The organism is Rhodovulum sp. HP10 (genome assembly GCF_047553435.1).
GTDB lineage: Bacteria > Pseudomonadota > Alphaproteobacteria > Rhodobacterales > Rhodobacteraceae > Rhodovulum.
On sequence record NZ_CP180201.1, the window covers coordinates 2,729,368 to 2,752,252 of the forward strand.

At 68.4% G+C, this 22,885-nt stretch carries 19 protein-coding genes; 10 read left to right on the plus strand and 9 right to left on the minus strand.

Features of this window, described 5'->3' with window-relative positions:
- The first annotated feature begins 150 nt into the window (after positions 1 to 150).
- Positions 151 to 1,443, plus strand: coding sequence for an adenylosuccinate synthase (locus ACK8CO_RS12925; RefSeq protein WP_080617478.1), 1,293 nt, complete (start codon positions 151 to 153; stop codon positions 1,441 to 1,443).
- Entirely contained in the window at positions 1,443 to 1,685 is a 243-nt protein-coding gene (locus tag ACK8CO_RS12930; RefSeq protein WP_080617477.1) for a DUF2842 domain-containing protein, read from the plus strand. The genes ACK8CO_RS12925 and ACK8CO_RS12930 overlap by 1 nt, the downstream gene beginning before the upstream one ends.
- Before the next feature lie 19 nt (positions 1,686 to 1,704).
- On the opposite strand, the gene ACK8CO_RS12935 is transcribed toward ACK8CO_RS12930, so the two are convergent.
- Positions 1,705 to 3,228, minus strand: coding sequence for a hypothetical protein (locus tag ACK8CO_RS12935; protein ID WP_414896875.1), 1,524 nt, complete (start codon positions 3,226 to 3,228; stop codon positions 1,705 to 1,707).
- A gap of 140 nt (positions 3,229 to 3,368) precedes the next feature.
- Between ACK8CO_RS12935 and ACK8CO_RS12940 the strand changes: the two genes are divergently transcribed.
- Positions 3,369 to 4,094 carry a thiamine diphosphokinase gene (locus ACK8CO_RS12940; RefSeq protein ID WP_414896876.1) on the plus strand — a complete coding sequence of 242 codons (726 nt, stop codon included), beginning with the start codon at positions 3,369 to 3,371 and terminating at the stop codon, positions 4,092 to 4,094.
- A gap of 566 nt (positions 4,095 to 4,660) precedes the next feature.
- On the opposite strand, the gene ACK8CO_RS12945 is transcribed toward ACK8CO_RS12940, so the two are convergent.
- From ACK8CO_RS12945 to ACK8CO_RS12955, 3 genes are all read right to left on the minus strand, one after another.
- Complete coding sequence (locus ACK8CO_RS12945) at positions 4,661 to 4,840, minus strand: hypothetical protein (RefSeq protein ID WP_414896877.1); 180 nt, start codon at positions 4,838 to 4,840, stop codon at positions 4,661 to 4,663.
- A 118-nt stretch (positions 4,841 to 4,958) separates the two neighbouring features.
- Positions 4,959 to 5,501, minus strand: coding sequence for a hypothetical protein (locus ACK8CO_RS12950; protein ID WP_414896878.1), 543 nt, complete (start codon positions 5,499 to 5,501; stop codon positions 4,959 to 4,961).
- Positions 5,502 to 5,661: 160 nt separating this feature from the next.
- Positions 5,662 to 6,519: a PRC-barrel domain-containing protein gene (locus ACK8CO_RS12955; protein ID WP_414896879.1), complete on the minus strand. Its 858-nt coding sequence runs from the start codon at positions 6,517 to 6,519 to the stop codon at positions 5,662 to 5,664.
- A 429-nt stretch (positions 6,520 to 6,948) separates the two neighbouring features.
- On the opposite strand from ACK8CO_RS12955, the gene ACK8CO_RS12960 reads away from it, so the two are divergent.
- Positions 6,949 to 7,134, plus strand: a complete 186-nt coding sequence (locus ACK8CO_RS12960) for a PLDc N-terminal domain-containing protein (protein WP_080617472.1) — start codon at positions 6,949 to 6,951, stop codon at positions 7,132 to 7,134.
- A gap of 31 nt (positions 7,135 to 7,165) precedes the next feature.
- On the plus strand, positions 7,166 to 8,758 hold the full coding sequence (locus ACK8CO_RS12965; protein ID WP_414896880.1) for a phospholipase: 1,593 nt from the start codon (positions 7,166 to 7,168) through the stop codon (positions 8,756 to 8,758).
- A 133-nt stretch (positions 8,759 to 8,891) separates the two neighbouring features.
- Here the strand turns inward: ACK8CO_RS12965 and ACK8CO_RS12970 are convergent, their stop codons facing one another.
- Positions 8,892 to 9,977 (minus strand): AI-2E family transporter, encoded by a 1,086-nt coding sequence (locus ACK8CO_RS12970; RefSeq protein ID WP_414896881.1) that lies wholly within the window; start codon positions 9,975 to 9,977, stop codon positions 8,892 to 8,894.
- Positions 9,978 to 10,150: 173 nt separating this feature from the next.
- On the opposite strand from ACK8CO_RS12970, the gene ACK8CO_RS12975 reads away from it, so the two are divergent.
- Complete coding sequence (locus ACK8CO_RS12975; RefSeq protein ID WP_080617469.1) at positions 10,151 to 10,351, plus strand: CsbD family protein; 201 nt, start codon at positions 10,151 to 10,153, stop codon at positions 10,349 to 10,351.
- A gap of 261 nt (positions 10,352 to 10,612) precedes the next feature.
- Positions 10,613 to 10,990, plus strand: a complete 378-nt coding sequence (locus ACK8CO_RS12980; protein WP_414896882.1) for a hypothetical protein — start codon at positions 10,613 to 10,615, stop codon at positions 10,988 to 10,990.
- A gap of 71 nt (positions 10,991 to 11,061) precedes the next feature.
- On the opposite strand, the gene ACK8CO_RS12985 is transcribed toward ACK8CO_RS12980, so the two are convergent.
- Positions 11,062 to 12,306 carry a hypothetical protein gene (locus ACK8CO_RS12985; RefSeq protein ID WP_414896883.1) on the minus strand — a complete coding sequence of 415 codons (1,245 nt, stop codon included), beginning with the start codon at positions 12,304 to 12,306 and terminating at the stop codon, positions 11,062 to 11,064.
- Between the two features lie 124 nt (positions 12,307 to 12,430).
- The gene (locus ACK8CO_RS12990) at positions 12,431 to 14,830 is read right to left on the minus strand and encodes a Tex family protein (RefSeq protein WP_414896884.1); all 2,400 of its coding nucleotides are present in this window, start codon (positions 14,828 to 14,830) and stop codon (positions 12,431 to 12,433) included.
- A 155-nt stretch (positions 14,831 to 14,985) separates the two neighbouring features.
- Between ACK8CO_RS12990 and ACK8CO_RS12995 the strand changes: the two genes are divergently transcribed.
- A complete protein-coding gene (locus ACK8CO_RS12995) occupies positions 14,986 to 17,823 on the plus strand; it encodes a DUF2339 domain-containing protein (RefSeq protein WP_414899024.1) in 2,838 nt (945 codons plus the stop codon).
- Between the two features lie 308 nt (positions 17,824 to 18,131).
- Here the strand turns inward: ACK8CO_RS12995 and ACK8CO_RS13000 are convergent, their stop codons facing one another.
- The gene (locus ACK8CO_RS13000; RefSeq protein ID WP_414896885.1) at positions 18,132 to 18,890 is read right to left on the minus strand and encodes a FadR/GntR family transcriptional regulator; all 759 of its coding nucleotides are present in this window, start codon (positions 18,888 to 18,890) and stop codon (positions 18,132 to 18,134) included.
- Between the two features lie 583 nt (positions 18,891 to 19,473).
- Positions 19,474 to 20,052, minus strand: coding sequence for a helix-turn-helix domain-containing protein (locus ACK8CO_RS13005; protein ID WP_414896886.1), 579 nt, complete (start codon positions 20,050 to 20,052; stop codon positions 19,474 to 19,476).
- A 108-nt stretch (positions 20,053 to 20,160) separates the two neighbouring features.
- Here ACK8CO_RS13005 and ACK8CO_RS13010 point away from each other — a divergent pair, with 108 nt between their 5' ends.
- Both ACK8CO_RS13010 and ACK8CO_RS13015 read left to right on the plus strand, forming a co-directional pair.
- The gene (locus tag ACK8CO_RS13010) at positions 20,161 to 21,348 is read left to right on the plus strand and encodes a benzoate/H(+) symporter BenE family transporter (protein WP_414896887.1); all 1,188 of its coding nucleotides are present in this window, start codon (positions 20,161 to 20,163) and stop codon (positions 21,346 to 21,348) included.
- Between the two features lie 367 nt (positions 21,349 to 21,715).
- Positions 21,716 to 22,810, plus strand: coding sequence for an ABC transporter ATP-binding protein (locus tag ACK8CO_RS13015; RefSeq protein ID WP_155774091.1), 1,095 nt, complete (start codon positions 21,716 to 21,718; stop codon positions 22,808 to 22,810).
- Positions 22,811 to 22,885: the final 75 nt, after the last annotated feature.

Consider the following 22,885-nt stretch of genomic DNA (forward strand, 5'->3'; position numbering starts at 1 on the left):
CGTTCAGTCATCTTTCAAGCGTCTTCGCCCGAGTCTAGCGGCTTGCGCGGCGCTGTCGTCCGGAATTTGCCCAGATTTCGCCTTGCCTCGTCGTCTGAGGGGTTTATACCTGCGCGGGTTTGCATTGCAGCAGCTTGAAAGGAATTGGCCGTGGCCAATGTCGTTGTCGTTGGCGCCCAGTGGGGCGACGAGGGAAAAGGCAAGATCGTGGACTGGCTGTCCGAGCGTGCCGATGTGGTCGCGCGCTTCCAGGGCGGGCACAATGCGGGCCATACCCTGGTCATTGACGGCACCATCTACAAGCTGAACGCGCTGCCTTCGGGTGTGGTCCGGGGCGGCAAGCTCAGCGTGATCGGCAACGGTGTCGTGCTCGACCCGTGGCATCTGGTGAAGGAAATCGAGACCATCCGCGGCCAGGGGGTCGAGGTGACGCCCGAGACGCTGATGATCGCCGAGAACACGCCGCTGATCCTGCCCTTCCATGGCGAGCTCGACCGGGCCCGCGAGGGCCAGAACTCGATGGCCAAGATCGGCACCACCGGTCGTGGTATCGGCCCCTGCTACGAGGACAAGGTCGGCCGCCGGGTGATCCGGGTCGCCGATCTGGCCGATGATGCGACGCTCGAGCTTCGCGTCGACCGGGCGCTGGTGCATCACAACGCGCTGCGCAGCGGGCTGGGCCTGCCCGAGATCGACCGCGACGCGCTGCTGGCGAGCCTGCGCGAGATCGCGCCCGAGATCCTGAAATACGCGGCGCCGGTCTGGAAGGTGCTGAACGAGAAGCGCCGGGCCGGTAACCGGATCCTGTTCGAGGGGGCGCAGGGTGCGCTTCTGGACATCGATTTCGGCACCTATCCCTTCGTCACCTCGTCGAACACCATCGCCGGTCAGGCCGCGACCGGCACCGGCATCGGCCCGGGATCGATCGATTTCGTGCTGGGCATCGTCAAGGCCTATACCACCCGTGTGGGCGAGGGGCCGTTCCCGACCGAGCTGGACGATGATGATGGCGAACGTCTGGGCACCCGGGGCCGCGAATTCGGCACCGTCACCGGGCGCAAGCGCCGCTGCGGCTGGTTCGACGCGGTGCTGGTGCGCCAGACCTGCGCCACCTCTGGCATGAACGGCATCGCGCTGACGAAGCTTGACGTTCTGGACGGGTTCGAGACCCTGAAGGTCTGCGTCGGCTACGAGCTTGACGGCGATCGGCTCGACCATCTGCCCACCGCCGCCGATCAGCAGGCACGCTGCACGCCGGTCTACGAGGAACTGCCGGGCTGGCAGGAATCGACCGAAGGCGCGCGCAGCTGGGCCGATCTGCCCGCCAACGCCATCAAGTATGTGCGCCGGGTCGAAGAGCTGATCGACTGTCCGGTGGCGCTTCTGTCGACCTCGCCCGAGCGCGACGACACCATCCTCGTCACCGACCCCTTCGCTGACTGATGGCGCTGTCCTGGAAAGCCCGCCGCCGCTGGTCGCTGGTGATCCTGCTGATCGGGTTGCCGGCCTATATCGTGGTGGCCGTGAGCGTGATGAACGCTCTTGGCCGCCCGTCCTTCCTGGTCGAGCTTCTGGTCTATGTGGCGCTCGGCATCGTCTGGGCGCTGCCCTTCCGCTTTGTCTTCCGCGGGATAGGCCAGCCCGATCCCGAGGCGAAAGAAGACGACCGGGCCGAACGCGACTGATCTCGCGGGGGCCGACCGCTCAGGCGATGCGGTCGGCCCCCGCCGCCTGCGGTGGGACCGCGGTCTCGTCCAGCCCGAACTGGCCGCGCCGGATCCGCCGGAACCGCCCCTCGCGAAGATGCCGCCCGAAGGCGCGCAGCATGTCCTCACGCTCGAAATCGTCACCGGCAACGCTCCGCGCCAGTTCGATGACCTGGGGTCGGGTGAACAGCATCGCACCTTCCTGCCCGGTCAGATAGGCGGCGGCCTGGGCCAGGAGCCCCGTCAGATCGGCGGGGTCGTGACCGGCGGTGGCGGCGGCAAAGCCCCTGAGCCGGGCCTCTGTCAGGGGCAGGATCGGCGCATCGAGCCGCAGAGTCTCGGGACCTGTCCCGTCCTTCTCGCCCGCGGGGCCGGTCCTCTGCCCGGTCGGGGCGTCGGCTTCGGCGTCCGGTGTGGCCCGGTCGATCCGCTGTTCGGTGACCAGGATCAGCGGCGCCAGTCGGTTGCCATCGCCCGCTTGCGGCATCTTGCGGGCGCCGCGCACGACCTCGGCCAGAGCCTGGCGATAGGGGCGCATATGGCTGTCATCGTCGCCGCGGTGCCGTGTGTCGAGCCGGCGTTCGGCGACGGTGGCCGCGACGGCTGCCTTCAGATGCGCGATAGAGGCCTGACGCCGCCGTTGTTCGGCGCCGGCCAGCTTGGAGTTGGTCTCGTCCAGAAGCCGCTGCAAGGCGAGCTCGTGATCGGCAAGATCGGCCGAGCGACGGCGGTCCGCCGCCAGCGCCGGGGCCGGTGCGGGATCGTGGGCCGGCGCCCGGACCTGGTCGATGTCGGAAGGTCGCGGCGCGGCGCCGGATGCAGGCGTCGGGCCCGCCTCCCCGTCTGGAGGCCAGGTCTGGCTCAGATCGTCGCGACGGAGCTTCAGGACCCGGGCGCGGGCCGTTCCGGGGGGGGGGGCGGGCGTCGGCTCGGCTTCGGCCGCCGGATCCGGGCTGTCCCGGTCGTCGGAAGAAGGTGTTGCGGCCGTTTCAGGGGCCGGGGGGCCGGTCATGGCCATCCGCCGCTCCGGCGGGCTGCCCGGAGGGCGCGGTTCGCGCGCCATGCCACCAGGAGGGGCGTCGTCGGTCTCGTCCTCGAAGCCGGTATCGGCAAGCTCGGCATCGGCGGCATGGGCGGTTTCGACGGCGGCTCGGATGCGGGCCAGCTTGGCGGCCACGGATTCGGGTTCATCGCTGCGGGGGACCTTGGCGGTCGGGGGCTGCGTTCCCGGAGCCGGAGAAGGGGCGGAAGAGATCCTGCCCTCCAACCCGCCCGAGCGCAGCAGCACGCCGTCAAGCTCGACCCGGGCCTCGACCCGGCGGCGGGCCTCGCCTTCGGCGATCCGCTGCAGCGTTTCGGCATCGGGCGGGGGCGGCTCGGCGCCGAAATACCTGTCCCCGGCTGCGAGGTCGCGGAAATATTCGGTGATCTTCTTCATCATGCCGAAGGAATCCTCGAACCCCTCCAGCTTGCAGGAGAAAGTTCCATAGGACACCGTCAGGACCTTTGGCGGGCCAGCCATCCGAAACTCGCTTTCTCCTCGAACAGGACGCGCTTATGTTTACATAGTGCGGTTCCAGAGGATGAACAAAAAGCGGAATTTTCAAGATTTTTCCGCCATCCACAGGACTGTCACCAGATTTCCGCCGCAAGGTTGCCTCAATGCCAACACATTTCGTCCATCATTCCGACAAAATCACCCTGCTCGGCGGGGCCAGGGTCGATCCGGCACAGTTGCGGCGGGCGCTGGAGATCGCCCCGGCGCTGGTGGCCGCCGATGGCGGGGCGGATGCGGCGCTGGCGGCGGGCTGTCTGCCCGAGGCGGTGATCGGCGATTTCGACTCGATCTCGGCCGCGGCGCAGGCGGCGATCCCGGCCGAGTGCCAGCATCGCGTGACCGAACAGGACAGCACCGATTTCGAGAAATGCCTGCGCCATGTCGCGGCGCGGCTGGTTCTCGGGCTCGGCTTTCTCGGCGACCGGTTCGATCACGGCCTGGCGGCGCTGAACGCGCTGGTCCGCAATCCCGAGCGGCGCTGTCTGCTGATCGGCGACGACGATATTTGCTTTCACTGTCCGCCGGATCTAGCGCTCGACCTGCCCGAGGGGGTGCGCTTCTCGCTGTTTCCGATGCGGCCGGTGCGGGGCGTCAGCGAGGGGCTGCACTGGCCCATCGACGGGCTCGATTTCGCGCCCGGCGGCCGGATCGGCACCTCGAACCGGGTGTCGGGTCCGGTAAGGCTGAGGATGGAGGCGCCGGGCATGGCGGTGATCCTGCCTGTCGAGGCCTTCGACGCCGCGGTGGCCGCGCTCATGCCGCCGGCGGCGGTGGCCGCATCAGGTTCGGGCGGCGCTCGCACGGGAAAACGTGAAGCCCTGCGCCCGTGATGATGGCGCTCCCGGTCGGGGCCTCGGGAGCGGGCAGGGTGTCGGGGATCCGATAGCCGGGCGCGATGGCGGCAACGATCTCGAGATCCTGCAATGCAAGGGCGCAATGACCGCGGCCAGCGCCGGTCAGACGAGGCAAGGCGGTCGTCGTCGGGCCGACGACCCCGGTGAGCCAGAACCGGAACGGTCCTCGCGCGGCCAGACCGGGGCAAGCGGGGCACCCCTGATCCGGTGCAGAGCGCCAGCTCTGGTTGCATGTCGGCGCTGGCGGCCTCCGCTGCGCGATCCATCGCGTCAGGATCAGACAGGTGGCATGGCAGAAGGCCGACGCAAGCGGCAGCCGGGCCACCTGGCCGAAGGCTGCGAAGCTCGGCCGGATCGGCCGCATCGCCCGAAAAGACCCGATGGCCGAAGCGCGTATCCGGCGCCCGCCGAGGGGTTTTCCTGAGGGAAACGCGTCAGGCATGATCAGGGTGACGGGGTCGATGAGTATGATCGCGATCACCTCAGTGAGCGGCGTCTTGTGGACAAGGCGGCCGTTGCGCAGAGGATCGGGCCGGCCCTGCTCAGATCCAACGCTGGCCTCGTCCGGGCAGGGCGATCTGGCCCATCGTCAGGGCGGGCGACGGGAGGAACAGGGGCTGAAGGCCGAAACGGGCGACGACGATCAGGTCAACCGGACGTCTCTGGCGATTCTGCGCGTCGAAGCTTTCCAACGGCGCAACTGTGACGTTGGAGCCGGTCATCAGGAGGATCGCCGGAAGGGATGCGGTCGACGCCAAGGTTCCTGCGGCCGATCTTGCGGCGCCGAGCGGTTTTCCGAGAGCGCCCTGTTGGCGTGCCGCCGGACTTTGATGCGGCGGATCAGCTGGCCCGGGCGAGAACGAGGCTTTCGGCGGTCGAGAGCCCTGTCGGGGCGGGATGCGCCGTGGCCTGGAACGCCTCGAGCCTGGCAAGAAAGGCCTCGCGCCATTCGGTCGGGTCGCCCGAGCGGCGCGCATAGGCAAGCTGGTCGCGGTTGACCTCGATCAGGTCCATCGGCTGGGTATAGTCCGGGTGGCGGGCCTCGATCCCCGCCGATTGAATGGTCTCGACCAGATGCGACTGGAATTTCTCGCCATAGATCTCGAGCCCCAGCAGAAAGTCGATATCCTCGAAGCCGGCATCGCGAAGCTCCTGCGCCATGCTGTCGACCTCACGCGGCGAGATGCGGGTCATGTCGTGGCGGGCGAAGATATCGGCGATGGCCGCGGGACCTTGCGGAGCGGTCTTGGGGGCCTTGGGATCCATGTTTCCTGTTCCGGCGACTTCCTTCTCGAAATCGGGCGAGTGGACGCCTGACAGGCTCGCCTCTCGGGAATAGGCGGCGATCCGTTGGGCGATGGCATTGGTGCCATGAATATTCATCGCAGCAGCCTCCTCTAATAGGGTCTGCGGGAGCATGACAGCGCCGGGTAAACAGAAAGCTAACCTGCCTCGCCCGGCCCCGGCGCCGATAAGCCAGCCCATGGAAAAGGGGCCGCGCAATGGCGGCCCCCGGTAGGTCTGTCTTCGGTGTGGCGCAGGGTCAGCCCGTCCACTCGGGCAGGCTCTTCAGCGTGTCCTTGGTCTGGACGGTCGAGACCTTCAGCGCGCCATCCTCGTCACGCGAGAGGTTGAGTTCGCCATAGGCCAGCTGGACCTGCTTCGACCCGATGCCGAGGAAACCGCCCACATCGACGATCACCTTGTCGATGCGACCGTCATCGGTCAGCACCAGCTCGCCGATCTTGCCGATCCGCTCGCCATTGGCGCCGACCAGGGTATGGCCCTGCAGGTCTTCGGCGGTCAGTTCGGCGCGTTCGGTCTCGGAAAGCGGGGTGCCCGATGTCATGCCGTTATCCATGCCCCCGCCGGCGGCCATGTCGGTGCCTTCGGCGCCCGGTTCGATCCGGCCCTCGCTCGAGGCATGCTGGTTGCCCGATCCGAGGAAGTCGCCCTCGGTATCCATCGCGGTGCGGTCATAGGCTTCCTTGCCCTCGAGCGTCGACGGATCGCCCTGGAACACGACGAAATATTCGCCCGCGTCATCGGCATCCGGCGCGAATTGCAGGCTGTCCATCTGCAGCGCGACCTCGCGTTCGCCGATGCCGAGGAAGCCGCCGATATCGGCAATCACGGCATTCACCGTCCCGGTACCGTCGATATAGACATCGCCGATCTCGCCCACGTCTTCCCAGCTGTCGGGCGCATCGGTCAGATCGGTCATCGACAGACCGTCGCTCTCGCCGGTCGCGACATAGATACGCTTGCCGATCAGGGTGTCGGCGCTCATCGACTGGCCGGCCACCTCGACATCAGGGGCGGACGCGGCACCCTGGCTCTGGGCGAGAACGGGCATGGCCACGAGAGTGGCAAGGGCGGTGGTCGCAAGAATACGTTTCATCTCTGAACCTCCTTGATGTGGCGGTGCCGGGCCGGCTCCGCTTCCATGGACATCCAACGTGGCCGGCTGCAGGAAGTTTCGTTTCGTGATCAAAAAAACATCGCATTTCGGCGGGAACCTGCCTGTTCTCTGTGCGTTCCCGTGCGCCGGTTCCGATTGATGCGATTTTATACGGCCGTCCTGCCGCTGGTCTGCTACCGGCTTGCTGCTGCCCGGTTGTCGTCCAGTTGCTGTCCTGAGCCGGCTGCGGGCATATTCCGTCCGGCAGCGTCCGGGGGGGCTGGCCGTGGCCGGTGTCGGAACAAGCCGGCGTCACAGCAGGACTGCGGAACCGCGGCGACCCGCAGGGCGTTGTCCGTCAACATCGCCTCGACCAATGCAGCTTCGGGCAACCGCAGCGTCAGACCAGAACAGAAAGGAACAACCGTCATGGAAGTCACAGGGATCGGCGGTCTCATCGTCCTCGTCCTCGATATCTGGGCCATCGTGTCGGTCCTGAATTCGGGAACGGCGACAGGCAACAAGGTGCTCTGGATCCTGCTTGTCCTGTTCCTGCCGCTGGTCGGGTTCATCATCTGGCTGATCGCGGGGCCGCGCTCGGCCACCGCGCGCTGAGCTCGGGACGAGGCCACGCGAAACCGACACAATGCATGGGTTCCCCGAAAACGATGCGGCCCGCGCCGCCGCGACAGGCCCGGTCGAGGAGCTTGAGCTTCTGCTGACCGCGGCCGAGGCCTATCCGGCGCTCGAACGGGCGTTTCTCGACGCGCGTCACAGCATTTCCGCTAGCTTTCGCATCTTCGATCTCGCGACCCGGCTGCGCTCGCCCGAGGCGCGCGCGATCGGGGAGGATTGGTTCGATCTGATGGTCCATACGCTGGAGCGGGGGGTCTCTGTCCGCCTCGTGCTGGCCGATTTCGATCCGATCGGTGCCGCCGATCTGCACCGGTTGTGCTGGAACGCGCGCCGCAGGCTGATCGCGGCCAGCGAAGTCGCGCGGGGCGGCCGGCTGGACGTGCTGAGCGCGCTTCACAGCGCGCAGGCCGGCCTCGGCGCGCGTCTGGCGCTCTGGCCGGGCGCGCATGCCAAGCTGCGCAGCGTGCTAGACGATCTCAATGCCCGCTCCGAGGCCGAGCGCCGCCGGTTCCTCGAAGAGGCGCCCGGCATCGCGCGGATCACCCGCAAGCGGCCCGACGGCCGGATCGTGGCGGTGCCGGGCCTGCCCGACCTGACGCCCGCGACCCATCACCAGAAGATGGCAGTCTTCGACGGGCGACAGCTTTACGTCGGCGGGCTTGATCTCAACGAACGCCGCTATGACACCGCGCGCCACTGCCGCGCTCCGGAACGCACCTGGCATGACGTGCATGCGATGGTGCGGGGGCCGGTGGTGCGTGCGGCCGAACAGCATCTCGACGGCTTCCTCGACATCGTGGCCGGACGGCAGGCCCCGGGACCGGCCGCGCCCGGCTTTCTGCGGACCCTGTCGCGCCCGGCGCGGCGCGCGCCGTTCCGGTTCTCGCCGCGGCCCCTGGTGACCGAGATCGAGCGGGCCCATCTGTCCCGGATCAGGGCGGCCGAACGGCTGATCTATCTCGAAACCCAGTTCTTCCGGCATCTGCCTCTGGCCCGGGCCATGGCCCGCCGTGCCGAGGCCTGCCCCGATCTGTGCGCCATTTTGGTGCTGCCCGCCGCGCCCGAGGATGTGGCCTTCGAGAACAGCAGCGGGCTGGACGTGCGCTATGGCGAGCATCTGCAAAGCCGCTGCCTGAGCCTGCTTTACGACGCCTTCGGTCCCGACCGGGTCCTGGTTCTCTCGCCGGTTCAGCCGCGGCGGCTGGCGGTCGAAGGCCGTGCCGAGCTTGAAGACGCGCCGATCATCTATGTCCATTCCAAGGTGTCGATCTTTGACGGCCAGGCGGCGATCCTGTCTTCGGCCAATCTGAACGGGCGGTCGATGCGCTGGGATAGCGAGGCGGGGCTGGAACTGACCGCGCCCGCCCATGTCGCGCTGATCCGCCGCCGGGTGATGGGGCATTGGCTGCCGCGCGAGTGCGACGGCCAGCCGGATCCGGCGGCGCTCGATCCCGGGACCGCCTTCGAGGCCTGGCGGGTGCTGGCCGATCTCAACAGCCGCCGCAAGCCCGACCGGCGCGAGGGCTTTCTGGTGCATTACGATTCCGATCCCGCGCGCAAGCTGGGCCTGCCGGTGCCGGGCGCGCCGCCCGAGATCGTCTGACCGAGATCATCTGGCCGAAACTGTCCGGGGCGGTGCGCCCGGGGTATCGATCGGAGGCGTGATCGGAACCAGCTTTCCCGCCTGCCGTCGCGCTGCGACCCGGACCTGCCTGGGCCGGAGCCTGAGCCGGGACTCAGCCGGGTTCGGCCGGTTTCTGCGGGAGGGGCTGCTCGTCCGCCGGGACGGCCGGGTCGTCGAAGACGTCGAGCATCGCCAGCACGATCACCAGAACCGGGATTGCGATCACCCCGCCGAGCGGTCCCCAGAACCACAGCCAGAAGACCAGCGAGACGAAGATCGCAAGCGGGTTCACCGCGATCCTGCGGCCGACGAAGGTGGGGGTGACGACCTGGGATTCGATCCCGTTCAGCACGAGATAGATCAGGGCGGGAAAGACCGAACTCCAGCCATCGAAGACGATCAGCCCGCCCAGAAGAAGCCCTGCCACCATCGTCGCGGGGCCGATATAGAGCACGAAATTCAGCAATGCCGCCCCCACCCCCCAGGCGAGGGCGCCGGGCATGCCGAGCACACCCAATGCGATGGCAAGCGCGATGCCGAGCCCGGCATTGATCAGCGAAATGGTCATGAAATAATGCGCGACCAGGCGTTCGGCAGTCCGGATGCGGTTCAGGATCGTCTCGCGTCCCAGCCACTGACCGGCATGTTCGGCCACCCAGGCATAGATGTCGGCCCGGGTCAGGAGGAAGAAGAACAGGGCCGCGATGAAGATCAGGAGCTGCGCCGCGACCCTGGGCGCCACGAAGAGCGCATCGGTCAGGCTCGGGATCGAGGGGGCGGCGGCCTCGGCGTCATTGCCATTGCCGGTGCCGCCCAATGCGCGCTGAACCTCGTCGCCGACCTGTCCGATATTCTGTACGAAGCCACGGAAGTCGTTGACCACGCCGCGCAGTTCCCAGCGGATCGAGGGCCACTGGTCGACCAGCCGCCCGACCACCGGTTCGACCGCGAAGGCCAGCGCGCCGACCGCAAGGATGCCCAGCGTCGGCAGCGCCGCCGCGACCGACATCGGCGGCAGACGCAGCCGCCGCTCGAGCATGTCGGCCAGAGGCGACAGGATGATCCCCGTGACCAGGGCGAGGCAGAGCGGGGCGAAGATGTCCTCGGCAAGCTTGAGAGCGGTGAAACCTGCGACCCCGGCCAGAACCAGCAAGGCGACGCGCGACATCGGGTCGAGGCGGATCGTGGGGTCGGTCATTGGCTCACAACGCCTGTGAAGGCGCGGGGTTCCGCCCGTTCGCCCGTTCGCCCGCCGCCGATGCCCCGACGCCGATGCCCTGGCCGGAATATCGGGCCGAGGGGACGAGGCATGGGAACATAATCCGGGTACCGGACGTTGACCGGGCATTGCAGAGAGGAAAGGAGGTTCAAATGAATACCGATATCTTCCAAGGCAAATGGAAACAGATCAAGGGCCGGGCCCGGGAGGCCTGGGGCGCGCTCACCGACGACGATCTTGACCGGACCGAAGGGGACCGGGAACAGCTGGTGGGCCTGATCCAGGAGCGTTACGGCAAGGCTCGCGAGGATGCCGAGCGGGAAGTCGACGAGTTTTTGGCGAAGTTCCGCTGATGCGGCATCCCGACAGACCGAACGAAACGCCCCGCCCGGCTTCGGGCGGGGCGCGTTTTTGTGCGAAATTCTTCCCTTCCGGTGATGCCGGGGAATATTTTTTCTGATTCCAATGGGGTGATGAAATTTTCCGTTGAGTAACGGGACGGCGTTCCGCAGGCGCGGGGGGCGGCGTGGGTAGTGTTATCTTTAATGCACTTGCCGCCTTGTTCCTGTTATGATGATCTGCGGATCATCTTGCGGAAAGGAGACCCCCCCGACATGTCGCACGCGGCTTTGCCTGTCGCGAAAGCGCACCCGACCTATGTTGTGCTCGAACGGGATGCTCTCATCTCGGCCGACCTGATCCAGGCGATCGAGACTTTGGGGCCGTGCCGGGTGATGCACTTCTCTTCGGTCGATGAAATGGCCTCCGGCCTCGAAGGAGTCGGATCGGTCGATGCAGCCTTTCTGGAGCTTCGCCTCGACGAGGCCCTGGCAAGCGGTCTGGCCACCAATCTCGGCAAACTCGGGGCGCGTCTGGTGCTGACCCTCGGAGAGGATGTCGAACGGGTGATGAGCGCGGGCTGCCGCCTGTTGCTGCGCCCGTTCACCGAGCGCATGGTCCTTGACGTCCTGACCGAGCCGGCTACGGCCTGAAAGGCCCGAACTCACGAAAAGACCCCGGTCGCAGATCGCACCGGGGTCTTTTCGTTTCAGCGTCCTTCGGCTCAGCTTTCCTTGGCGGGCCTCAGATCCTCGGGCAGCAGGGCCGGCGGGGTCAGTCCGCCGACCGGATCGTGCAGCAGCTCTTCGGCCAGCCGCAGCCGGTCGGGGCTGTCGCCGACCAGCGTCCAGAGCCGGCGCATGTCCTCTTCCAGCCGGTCACCGTCGATTTCGCCCGCATCGCGCAGCCGCTCGAATTCCGCGATCACGTCGACCGCGTAATCGGTGAGGCCCAGCGCCTGCAGTTGCTCGCCCTCGCGCGCATCTTCGGCCACCGCATGGGCGAAGGCGAACAGCACGACCTGCGACAGCGCCTCGCCGATCGAGGCGCCCCGGTCCATGCGGTCGGCGATCAGCGCCTCGCCGGCGAAGGTCATCTCGATCCCGATCACCGCCAGCGCCTCGCGCAGGTTCTCCATCATCGCCGGATCGGCATTGTGGCGCAGCGGAACCGTCTTCACCGCGACCGGGCTGCCGCCAAGCTCTTCGGTATATCCGCGCGGGTTGCGCGGGGCGGCCCGGCGGGGCATCGGCAGCGGCGCATCGGTCCCGGCCGGGGGAGCGGCGGGGGCGCTCGGTTCGGCCCGGGGGGCGGCCGTGGCCTTGGGGGCCGACACAGGCGGTTCCGCCGGGGATGCCCTGTGGGGCGCCGGGTGCGGAGCCTGGGGCGCGGGCGGTTCTACCCGGGGCGCGGGGGGCGGTTCAGGCGTGGACGGGGCGGGCGCCGGGGACTGTGCCGGGGCGAGGGCCGGAGACGGCGTGCGCGCGGCCGGTTTCTTGTCCGGGTCCGGGACAGCTGTCGGGCGCTGGGTCGTCTCGGGCGCAGTTGCGGTTTCGCGCCCGGTGCCTGCACCAGTTCCGGTCTGGGGCCCAACCTCGGGTCCGGCCTTGGGACTGGTCTCGGATACGGGGTCAGGGCCCGTATCCGGGCCAATATCAGGACCAGCCTCGGCCGCCGCTGTGGCTTCGGAAGTCGTGGCCTCGCTGCCAAGCGCGAGGCCCGAGGCGGTCGGGCGCAGGAGGGCCTCGGGCCTGGCGCCGAACAGGCGGCGCAGCAGGATGGGCTTGCGCTCGATCTCCTCGACCAGCCCGAGCTCCTTCAGCCGGCCCAGCGGGCGCGAGACTTCCAGCCCGCGCCCGCGCGCCCGCACCAGCAGCAGGTCGCGCCCGAACGGGCCCTCTTCAGCATGGATCTGACGGATCACCGCCAACAGGTCCAGTTCGACGGATTCGAGCGGTTTTTCTTGCATGTTGCCCTCTCAGCCAAGCGTTGGCGGCATGGCAGATCGGCCTTGCCGCGTCAATCGAGCCGGCGTCGCGGCGGGCGGCGACCCGCCGGTGGCCCGCCGGTGACACGCCGTTGGGCCGACCCGCTCAGCGCCGCTTCATCGCCTCGAGCAGGGCTGCGCCCAGCGCCCCGGTCTCTGCCCCCGAGCCGCCGCCCTTGCCGCGCGGGCCCGTCCGGTCCGCCCCCTGCCCGGGTCCCCGCCCGCCGCTCTTGCCGGGGGCCTTGGCTTTGTCGGGGCCCTTGCCTTGGGCGCCCTTGCCGCCCGGCCCGCCACGGCCCGGGCCCTTGCCCGTCGCGCCGTCGCGCGAGGCCGCCTCGGCCCCGCCATCCTTGCGCATCGACAACCCGATCCGCTTGCGGGCCACATCCACCTCGACCACGCGGACCTTCACGACATCGCCTGCCTTCACGACCTCATGCGGGTCCTGCACGAAGCGGTCGGCCAGTTGCGAGACATGGACGAGCCCGTCCTGATGCACGCCGATATCGACGAAGGCGCCGAAAGCCGCGACATTGGTCACCGTGCCTTCCAGCAGCATTCCGGGGCGCAGGTCGGTGATTTCCTCGATCCCGTCGGCAAAGCTGGCCGTGACGAATTCGGGCCGGGGGTCGCGTCCCGGTTTCGCCAGTTCCGACAGGATGTCCCTGACGGTCGGCAGCCCGAAGCGGTCATCGACGAAGTCCCTCGGGTCGAGCCGGCCCAGCTGCGCCTCGTCGCCCATCAGCGTGCGCAGGTCGCGTCCGCAGGCAGCCACGATCCGGCGCGCCACGTCATAGGCCTCGGGGTGGACGGCCGAGGCGTCGAGCGGCTCGTCGCCGCCGGTGATGCGCAGGAAGCCCGCGCATTGCTCGAAGGCGCGCGGCCCGAGTCGCGCGACCTTCAGCAGATCCTTGCGCTTCGCGAAGGCGCCATTGGCGTCGCGATGGGCGACGATGGCCTCGGCCAGAGAACCTCCGAGCCCCGAGACCCGGGCCAGCAGCGAGGCCGAGGCCATGTTCAGATCGACGCCGACCGCGTTCACCGCATCCTCGACCACGCCATCAAGCGCCCGGGCCAGCCGGTGCTGGTCGACGTCGTGCTGATACTGGCCGACGCCGATGGCCTTGGGCTCGATCTTGACAAGCTCGGCCAGCGGGTCCTGCAGCCGCCGCGCGATCGACACGGCCCCGCGCAGCGACACGTCGAGCCCGGGGAATTCCTTGGCGGCAAGTTCGGAGGCCGAATAGACCGACGCGCCGGCCTCGCTGACCACCACCTTGGTGGGCTTCGGCGCGGGCAGATCGCCCAGAAGCTCGGCCACCATGCGCTCGCTCTCGCGGCTTGCGGTGCCGTTGCCGATCGCGATGAGCCCCACGCCATGCCTGCGGATCAGTGCGGCCAGCGTCGCCTGCGCGCCCCTCAGGTCGTTCCTGGGCTGGAACGGATAGATCGTGGCGGTGTCGAGAAGCTTGCCGGTGGCATCGACGACGGCCACCTTGCAGCCGGTGCGGATGCCCGGATCGATCCCCATCGTCACCCTGGCGCCCGCCGGGGCGGCCAGCAGCAGATCCTTGATATTGCGGGCAAAGACCCGGATCGCCTCGTCCTGCGCGCGGGTCCTGAGATCGCCCATCAGATCGAGCATCATCGACAGGCTCAGCTTGGTCCGCCAGGTCCAGCCCGCAGCCTCGCGCAGCCAGCGGTCGCCGGGGCCGTCGCCCCGCGCCTCGAGCGCGCCCGCCACCATGGTCTGCACCCGGGCCAGGCCCTCGTCGGGATCGGGGCCGATATCGAGCGTCAGCACGCCCTCCTTCGCGCCGCGCATCATTGCCAGCGCCCGGTGGCTGGGAACCCTGGCCCAGGGCTCGCGATGGTCGAAATAGTCCGAGAACTTGGCGCCTGCCTGTTCCTGCCCCTCGACCAGTTTCGCCGTCACCAGCGCATTGTCCTGCAGGAAGGTCCGAAGCCGCCCGATCAGATCGGCATTCTCGGCCAGCCCCTCGGCCAGGATGTCGCGCGCGCCTGCAAGCGCCGATTTCACGTCCGGCACCGCCTCGGTCACGAAGCCCTCGGCCAACGTCTCGGGGGCGGCATCGCGATCTGCCAGGATCGCCTCGGCCAGCGGCCCCAGCCCGTTCTCGCGGGCGATCATCGCCCGGGTCCGGCGCTTGGGCTTGTAGGGCAGGTAGAGGTCTTCCAGCGCCGCCTTGGTTTCGGCCTTCAGGATATCGGCCTCGAGCGCCTCGGTCAGCTTGCCCTGCGCGCGCACCGTATCTAGGATCGTCGCCCGCCGCGCCTCGAGCTCGCGCAGATAGGCCAGCCGTTCGGCCAGATCGCGCAGCTGGGTGTCGTCGAGCCCGCCGGTCGCCTCCTTCCGGTAGCGTGCGATGAAGGGGACGGTCGCGCCCCCGTCGAGCAACCCGACCGCGGCGGTGACCTGCTGCGGCTGGGCGCCGATCTCGGCGGCGATGGTGCGGGCGATGCGGGGGGCAAGATCGGCGGTCATGGCGGTCCGAAGTCTGGGTCAGGGGGCGCCACCCTATCCCGGCCGGCGGCCGCCGCCAAGCGGCGGAATCCCGCTGGTCCGGGGCCTTGCGCAGGACGATGCCGATCGCGAGACTGCGGACCGGACGACGAGGGGAAAAGAGTATCGTGGAAACCATGTTGATCGTGTTCGGGAGCGTCTATGGCCTTCTCGTGCTGGTCGGGCTGCCGGCGCTGATATTTGCCCATTTCGGGCTGCGCTCCGAGAATGCCGATCTGCGCGTCCGGCTGGAGCGGCTGGTCAAGGAATTCGAGGCCCTGGCGCGGGAGGTCGCGGCGCTGCGGCAGGACGCGCCGCCTCAGACGCCGCCTCAGACCTCGCCACAGGCATCGCCAGAGACGCCGGCCGAGCAGGCTGCGGACGCGGCCGCCCTTTCCCCAGACTCCGGTCCGCAGGTCGCCCCGACCGATGCCGCGCCCGATCCCTTGCCCATGACGGTGCCAGAGACCATTACCGCGCCCGAGACCCGGCGCGAGGAGCGGCAGGCAGAGCAGGCCCCGCCGGTCGCGGCCGCGGCGAAGGTGCCGCCGTCCGAACCGCCCTCCGAACTGGCCTCTGCACCGCAGGGCTCCGGATTGGCCGACCGCCTGGCGGTCTGGCTGCGGGAGAACTGGACTCTGGCCCTGGCCGCGCTCTCGCTGATCCTCGGCGGGCTGTTCATGGTGCAATACGGGGTCGAGCAGGGGCTTCTGACGCCGCCGCTCCGGGTTCTGGGCGCGCTGGTGCTGGGGGCTGCGCTGATCGCGGGGGGCGAGGTGATCCGGCGGCGGCATGGCGACAGCGCCACGCCCAATCTGCGCCATCTGCCCTCGACCTTCTCGGGTGCGGGCACGGTGGTCCTGTTCATCGCGATCCTGTCGGCCCATGCGCTTTACGGGCTGATCGGGTCGGTTCCGGCGCTCGCGGGCATGGCGGCGGTCTCGGTGGTGGCGATGCTGCTGGGCTGGCTTTACGGGCCGGTGCTGTCGGCCATCGGTCTTCTGGGCGCCACGGCCGCGCCCTTCTTCGTCGGTGGTTCCTCCGACAAGGCGGTGCTGCTTTACCCCTATTTCGCGATGGTGGGGCTTGCGGGTCTGGGCATCGACACCTTCCGGCGCTGGGCCTGGGTGTCGGGGCTGGCGCTGGCGCTGCCGGTCGGGGCGCTGGGGCTCTTGTGGATGCATGCGCCCGATGCGCCGGGGCTGGCCCTGGCCGCCCTGGCGCTGGGCGTGGGCGCGGTGCTGATCCCGGCGCGGAGTCTTCGGCCGGTCGAGAGCGGGGCGATGGCCAGCCAGGGGGCGTCGGGGACCGGCACGCCCGCCTTTCCGACCTGGCTTGCGGCCGCGGGGGTCGCGCAGGTTTCCGGGGCGGGGCTTTTGCTGATGCTCGACGCGGCGAGCCCGGCGGGCAACGGGCTTGGCTATGCGCTGCTGCTTCTGGTCTTCGCGGCCGTGGCGCTGGGGCTTGCCCGGGCCCCGGCCTTCGAGGATCTGGCGGTCTTCCCGGCGGCGGCGGCGCTGGTCGGGCTCGGTCTGCATGCGGCTCAGGGCGGTCCGCTTTATCGTGCCTTCCGGGCCGGGATCGACCGGCTGCCCGAAAGCCCGGCGCCGGCGACGGTCTGGTGGCTGGCGGCAGGGGGCGCCGCGCTGTCGGTCATCGCCTTCCTCCGGCTGGCCCGGAAGGCCCGGCCCGATCATCGCGGGCTTTGGGCGCTGGGCGCGGCGGTGCTGCTTCCCGCAACGATCCTGGTGCTCGAATTCCTCTGGGCGCCCGGCGAGGTGACGGGCGCCTACCCCTGGGCGCTGGCGGTGATGGCGGGGGCGGGGCTGATGGTGGCCCTTGCCGAGCGCCGGGCCGCGCTGGGCGGCGAGACCCGCGGCTTCGAGACCGGGCTCTTCGCGGCCTCGGCCCTGATCCTGATCGGGCTGGCGCTGTTCCTCGTGCTGACCAAGACCGCGCTGACGCTGGCGCTGTCGGCAATGATGGTGGCGGCGGTCATCATCGACCGGCAGCGGCCGATGCGTCCGCTGGGCTGGCTGGCCCAGCTTGGCGCGGCGGTGATCGGCTACCGGCTTCTGGTCGATCCGGGCATCGACTGGGCCATCCACGGGGCCGGGACGCTCGACGTGCTGCTGGCCCATCTCGGGCCGCTTGTCGCTTTTGCGGCGATGCTGGTGCTGGCACGGCCCGAACGGGCGGCGCTGCGGGCGCTGGCCTCGTCCTCCCTGGTGACGGTGACGGCACTTGCGGTGACGGTGGCGCTTCGGCGCGGGCTCGGGTCCGAGGGGTTCGAGACCCATTGGGCGCAGGGGTTGACGGCGACGGTCTGGATCCTGGCCGCCTTTGCCCAGATCTGGCGGCTGCCGCATGACCCGGCGCAGCTGCGTCCGCTCCGGATCGGCTTTGCCGTGCTGATGGGGCTGGCGGCCTGCGGCGCCGTGGCGGTGATGGCCGACGATCTCGGCAGGACGCTGGTCGCCGGGGTGGGCCGGGTCGCGGGGCCGCCGGTTCTCGACAGTCTGGCGCTTGCGCTCCTGCCGTTGGCGGTCGTGCTCGGGGCGGGGGCGGTGCTGCTGGGGGCGCCGGGTCGGCCCGGGGCGCGGTGGCTGCGGCCCGGGCTGGGCGGGCTCTCGGTGCTGGGGCTGGGTGTCTGGGGCTGGCTCGAGATCCGGCGGCTTTGGCGCGGCCCGGATCTGTCGCTGCCGGGGCCGAGCGATGGCGAGCTTTACAGCTATACGCTGGCGCTTCTGCTCGCCTCGGGGCTGGGACTGGTTCTGGCGGTGCTGACCCGCTCGCATGCGCTGCGGCGGCTGGCGATGGCGGGGGTCGGGCTGACCGTGGCCAAGGTCTTCCTGATCGACATGTCGGGGCTCTCGGGGCTGGTCCGGGTCGCCTCCTTCGTCGGGCTCGGTCTTGCGCTGGCCGGGCTGGCCTGGCTCGACCGCGCGGTCAGCCGGATCTGGGAGCGGGGCTGAGGCGGATCGTGCCGGTTGCTCCCCTGATGCGGGGCTGAAGTCGGACCCGCGCCCGCCCGGCAGGCCCCGGCCCGGATTGGAGGCGCGCCGGGATTGACGCTGGCCAGGGCGTCCCCGGCGTGCGCGCCATTGGACGGAACCGGGGCAGGCCCCCTGTCCCCGCATCGGCCGGGTCGGGGGGCTCTGAGCGGCGCATCCCGAGGGCTCACCCTATCCGCGGGCACCTCCCGGCGCCTGTCCCGCGCTCCGGAAATGTCGGTCCGGACCCTGCCGGCAGCTCGGGTCCGAGGCGGGGCAGCATCGGCAGGTTACGGGTCGAAATTGCCGACGCTTGCCTGCAGATGGCTGCGCATCCGGTACTGGTAGGCCAGCCGGTCGCGGGCCTCGAGCGCCTCGAGAATGCCCAGATGATCGGCATGGGTCTCGATCGCCTGGACAGCGCCGTTCCGGCCCCTCGACATGATCCTCAGGATCACCGGCTTCATGATCTTGTAGATATCGAGGATCGCCTTGTTGCCCATCACCGCGATCAGGCGGGTATGGAAGCCGAAGTCGATTTCGGCGGCCTCATCAAGGCTTTCGGTCCGGCGCAGCCCGTCATTGATCTCGCGCATCTCGGCAATGTCGGCCCGGGCGATGCGGTCGAGGATCAGGTCGATCCCGGCCACTTCCAGAAGCCCTCGAAACCCCTGGATGTCGGAAAACGCCTCGCGCGAGACGTCGAGCGTGTTGAAGGAGAACAGGTCGAGCGCGCGTTCCATGCGGTCGTCGACGATGGTCGCGCCGACCTTGGGGCGGACGGTGACGACGCCATAGGCCTTGAGGATGCGCATCGCCTCGCGCACCGTGTTGCGGCTGGCCCGGAACCTGTCGCAAAGCTCGCGCTCGGTCGGCAGGCTGTCGCCGACCCGAAGCCCTTCCGAGGAAATCATCGCCCGGAGCTTGGCGACCAGATCGTCGACCGCCGAGAGCCCGGGACCGCCCGCGCGCTGCAGGACCGGTCTTGGCCGGGCGGCCATCCCGGCCTCGCGACCGATGTCCGGTGACCGTCCGTCCTCCTCCCGCATCGCGAAGTCTCTCCCCCAGGACCTGTTTGTCGGACAAATCTAGATGCCCGAATTGACATCTGTCAATTAGTCTTGAAAATTAAGGCCTTTGAGGGAATTTTTTAAATTATTGGGACCGGGCGCGCAGAGGGTGAATTACATTCGTTCTGGCGATTGGCTCTGGATGCATATCATGCGTTTTCAGGCGGAAAAATTCCCTGTGTCGGGGATCGCCGCCGGTCTTGTGTTTCGGTTCAGCGGTTCAGCGGTTCAGCCGGAAAAGGATCATGTCGCTGCGTGAAAGCTGTGGCCTTGAAAGCAGTGGTCGGGGTCAATTTTCCCTTGCCATTCGTCGCTGGCCAAAAAACTGCAAAAGATATTGATATTGAATGGGGACTCTGCGAGCCGGAGGATATGCGAAGCCCGCTTTCCCTGCGGACCGGAAGGCGGAAATGCACAGGGTTTTCGTGCGGAGACCGGATTTTTTACCGGCCGGTTTTCAGGGGGGCTCTCTCGAATATCACGGGGCCCTTGCCATCTGGCGTCGAGTTGAGCCGGATTGCGGAAGTGTTTTCCTGTTGCCCGTGCAGATGGCGGCGGCGGGTCAACCTGTTCCGGGGCCGTCCTCGAGCAGTGCGGTGCGGGGATAATGCAGCGTGTTGTGAAAGCGGGCCGGGGCGCCGGTCCGGTTGCGGTAGCCATGTGGCCGGTCGGCCGGAAACCGCAACCCGTCGCCCGCATGGAAGGTCTGCCACTGGCCGTCCAGCAGGATCCCGATCTCGCCCTCGGTCACGAAGACATCCTCGACCACGCCGGTATCATGCGGGTTCGACAGGTGGACCTGGTCCGGGGCGAGCGTCAGCAGGAAGGTCTCCGAGCCGAAGACCGGATCGAAGGGAAACACCGTGCGCACGCGGATGTCGCCCTCGAACCGCACCGGCGCGCGTTCGGCGGGCGCGACGCTGCCGGTGGTCTGCACCAGATCCTCGATCAGGGCGGTCAGCGGCAGCCGGAACCCTTTGGCAAGCTTCCACATCGTCGCCAGCGTCGGGCTCGACTCGCCGCGTTCGATCTGGCCGAGCATGGCCTTGCTGACCCCGGTGAGCTCGGCGGCCTGGGCGAGGCTCAGCCCGGCGCGGCTGCGGGCGGCCCTGAGATTGATCCGGATCTTGCTGTCTGTCATCGGCATGAGAGGGCTTGTGCGTTATAGCGTACGGGCGTTATAGCGTCCGCCGTCGGTTGGGCGGCTCCCGCCTCCTAGCCCGGACTGGCAGGAAAGGCACGGATCGAAATGGGCTCGGGGCTGAAACTCTCGCATCTTGTGGCAGGCTTCATCGCGGTTCTGCTGGGCTATACCAGCAGCGTCGCGATCATCTTCCAGGCGCTCGAGGTGCTGGGCGCAAGTCAGGCCGAGGCCAATAGCTGGATGCTGGCGCTGGGCGTCGGGATGGGGGCGAGCGGGCTGATCCTGTCGCTGCGCTACCGGATGCCGATCCTGACCGCCTGGTCCACGCCCGGCGCGGCGCTGCTGGTCGTCGGGCTCGACGGCGTGTCGATGCCCGAGGCCATCGGCGCCTTCCTGTTCTGCGGCCTGCTGCTGACCCTGACCGGGCTGAGCGGCTGGTTCGAGAAGCTCTCGCATCTTATTCCCGACGCCATCGGCAATGCGTTGCTGGCGGGCATCCTGTTCAAGTTCGGCCTGGGGATCTTCGTCTCGACGGAGGAGAACCTGCCGCTGGTTGCGGTCATGTGCGCGGTCTATCTGGCCGGGCGGATCTGGTTCGCGCGCTTCGCCATCCCGGCGGTGTTGCTGGCGGGCTGCCTTTTCTGTGCCGCGACCGGCGCCTTCGAGCAGGGCGCGCTCGATCTGTCGCTGGCCCGACCGGTGGCAGTGCTGCCGGAATTCTCGCTGCCGGTGCTGATCGGGGTCGGCCTGCCCCTGTTCATCGTCACCATGGCCTCGCAGAACACCCCCGGTGTGGTCACGCTGAGGGCTGCGGGCTATGCGCCGCCGGTCTCGGCCTGCCTGACCGTGACCGGGCTCACGACGCTGGTGCTGGCGCCGTTCGGCGGCTATGCCTTCAACCTTGCCGCCATTACCGCCGCGATCTGCGCCGGGCCCGAGGCCGACGAAAATCCCGACACGCGCTACCGGGCGGTGGTGGTCGCGGGCCTGCTTTACATGCTGGTGGGCATTCTCGGCGCCGCCGTGGTCGGGCTGTTCACCATCGCGCCGAAAGCCCTGGTCGTGACCGTGGCAGGGCTCGCGCTGCTTGGCACCATCGGCACCAGCCTGCAGGCCGCCTTGGCCGCGCCCGAGCGCCGCGAGGCGGCCCTCGTTACCTTCATGACCACGGTTTCGGGCATCGGCTTTCTCGGTATCGGCGCGCCGCTCTGGGCAGTGTTGCTGGGCATGGGAACCGGCGCCGCGCTGTCGCTTTCCGCCCGCGCGCGCAGGTCGGCAGGCGCCCGCCCCTAGGGTCCCGCGCCTGCCCGTTGCGCCGGTTGCGCCGGGCCCCAGGACCGCCTTTCCCTGACCGAAGGCTGCCCGAAACCGGGCAGGACAAGGCAAAATTGCCCGATATTGCGGCAGATGCCCGACCTGTTTGCATTTTCGGGCGGCGCGGATGTGGTGCGCCTGCGAGGCCTGGCTAGCACGGAAGGGGTGATCGGCCCCGGTCGGGCGGCGATCTCTTCGAGAACGGGGAATGGCCGGGGCGTATCGCGCCGTATTAAAGTTCTGCGTTGCGCTTAGAGGTTCTGATGTTACCTTTTCCAGAAGCGGCAGCAGAGCCGATAAAAAGAGCGGTCCCAAAAAGGGAGCGCCAGACAACAGGGGATGCCGGTTGACCGGAACAAACGACGGTTTCGTGGTCTTTGACCGCGTGCAAAAAAGCTATGACGGGGAAACTCTCGTCGTCAAAGATCTCAATCTTTCGATCGGCAAGGGGGAATTCCTGACGATGCTCGGGCCCTCGGGGTCGGGCAAGACCACCTGCCTGATGATGCTGGCCGGGTTCGAGACGGCCACCCATGGCGACATTCTTCTCGACGGCAATCCGATCAATAACATCCCGCCGCACAAGCGTGGAATTGGCATGGTATTTCAGAACTATGCGCTGTTCCCGCACATGACCGTGGCCGAGAATCTCGCCTTCCCGCTCGAGGTGCGCAAGATCGGCCGTTCCGAGCGCGAAGAGAAGGTGCAGCGCGCGCTCGACATGGTGCAGATGGGGGCTTTCGGCGGCCGCCGCCCGGCCCAGCTTTCGGGCGGCCAGCAGCAGCGGATCGCGCTGGCCCGCGCGCTGGTCTTCGAGCCCGAGCTGGTGCTGATGGACGAACCGCTCGGCGCGCTCGACAAGCAGCTGCGCGAGCATATGCAGTTCGAGATCACCCGGCTGGCCCATAATCTGGGGATCACCACGGTCTATGTCACCCATGACCAGACCGAGGCGCTGACCATGTCCGACCGGGTCGCGGTGTTCAACGATGGCCGGATCCAGCAACTGGCCCGACCCGACGAGCTTTACGAGAAGCCTGTGAACAGTTTCGTCGCCCAGTTCATCGGCGAGAACAACACGCTGCTCGGCCGGATCAAGCAGATCGACGGCAATGCGCTGATCGAGCTCGACGATGGCGAGGTGATCGACGCGGTCCCGGTCAATGTCTCGCGGCCCGGCGAACGCACGCTGGTCTCGATCCGGCCCGAGCGGGTCGAGATCGACCCCAAGCGGCTTACGCCCGGGGCGCATCTGATCCATGCCGAGGTGCTGGAATTCATCTACATGGGCGACATCTACCGCACCCGGCTGCGGGTGGCGGGCAATGACGATTTCGTCATCAAGACCCGCAACGCCCCTGACCAGCGCCGCCTGAAGCCGGGCGAGCATATCGAGATCGGCTGGTTGCCGGAGGACTGCCGCGCGCTTGATGCGCCCTGACGGTTTCCGGGCCCGCCTCGCCCGGGGGCGGTGGCCGGAGCAACACTGATCCGGGCCAAGTCAGCAGGGAGATCG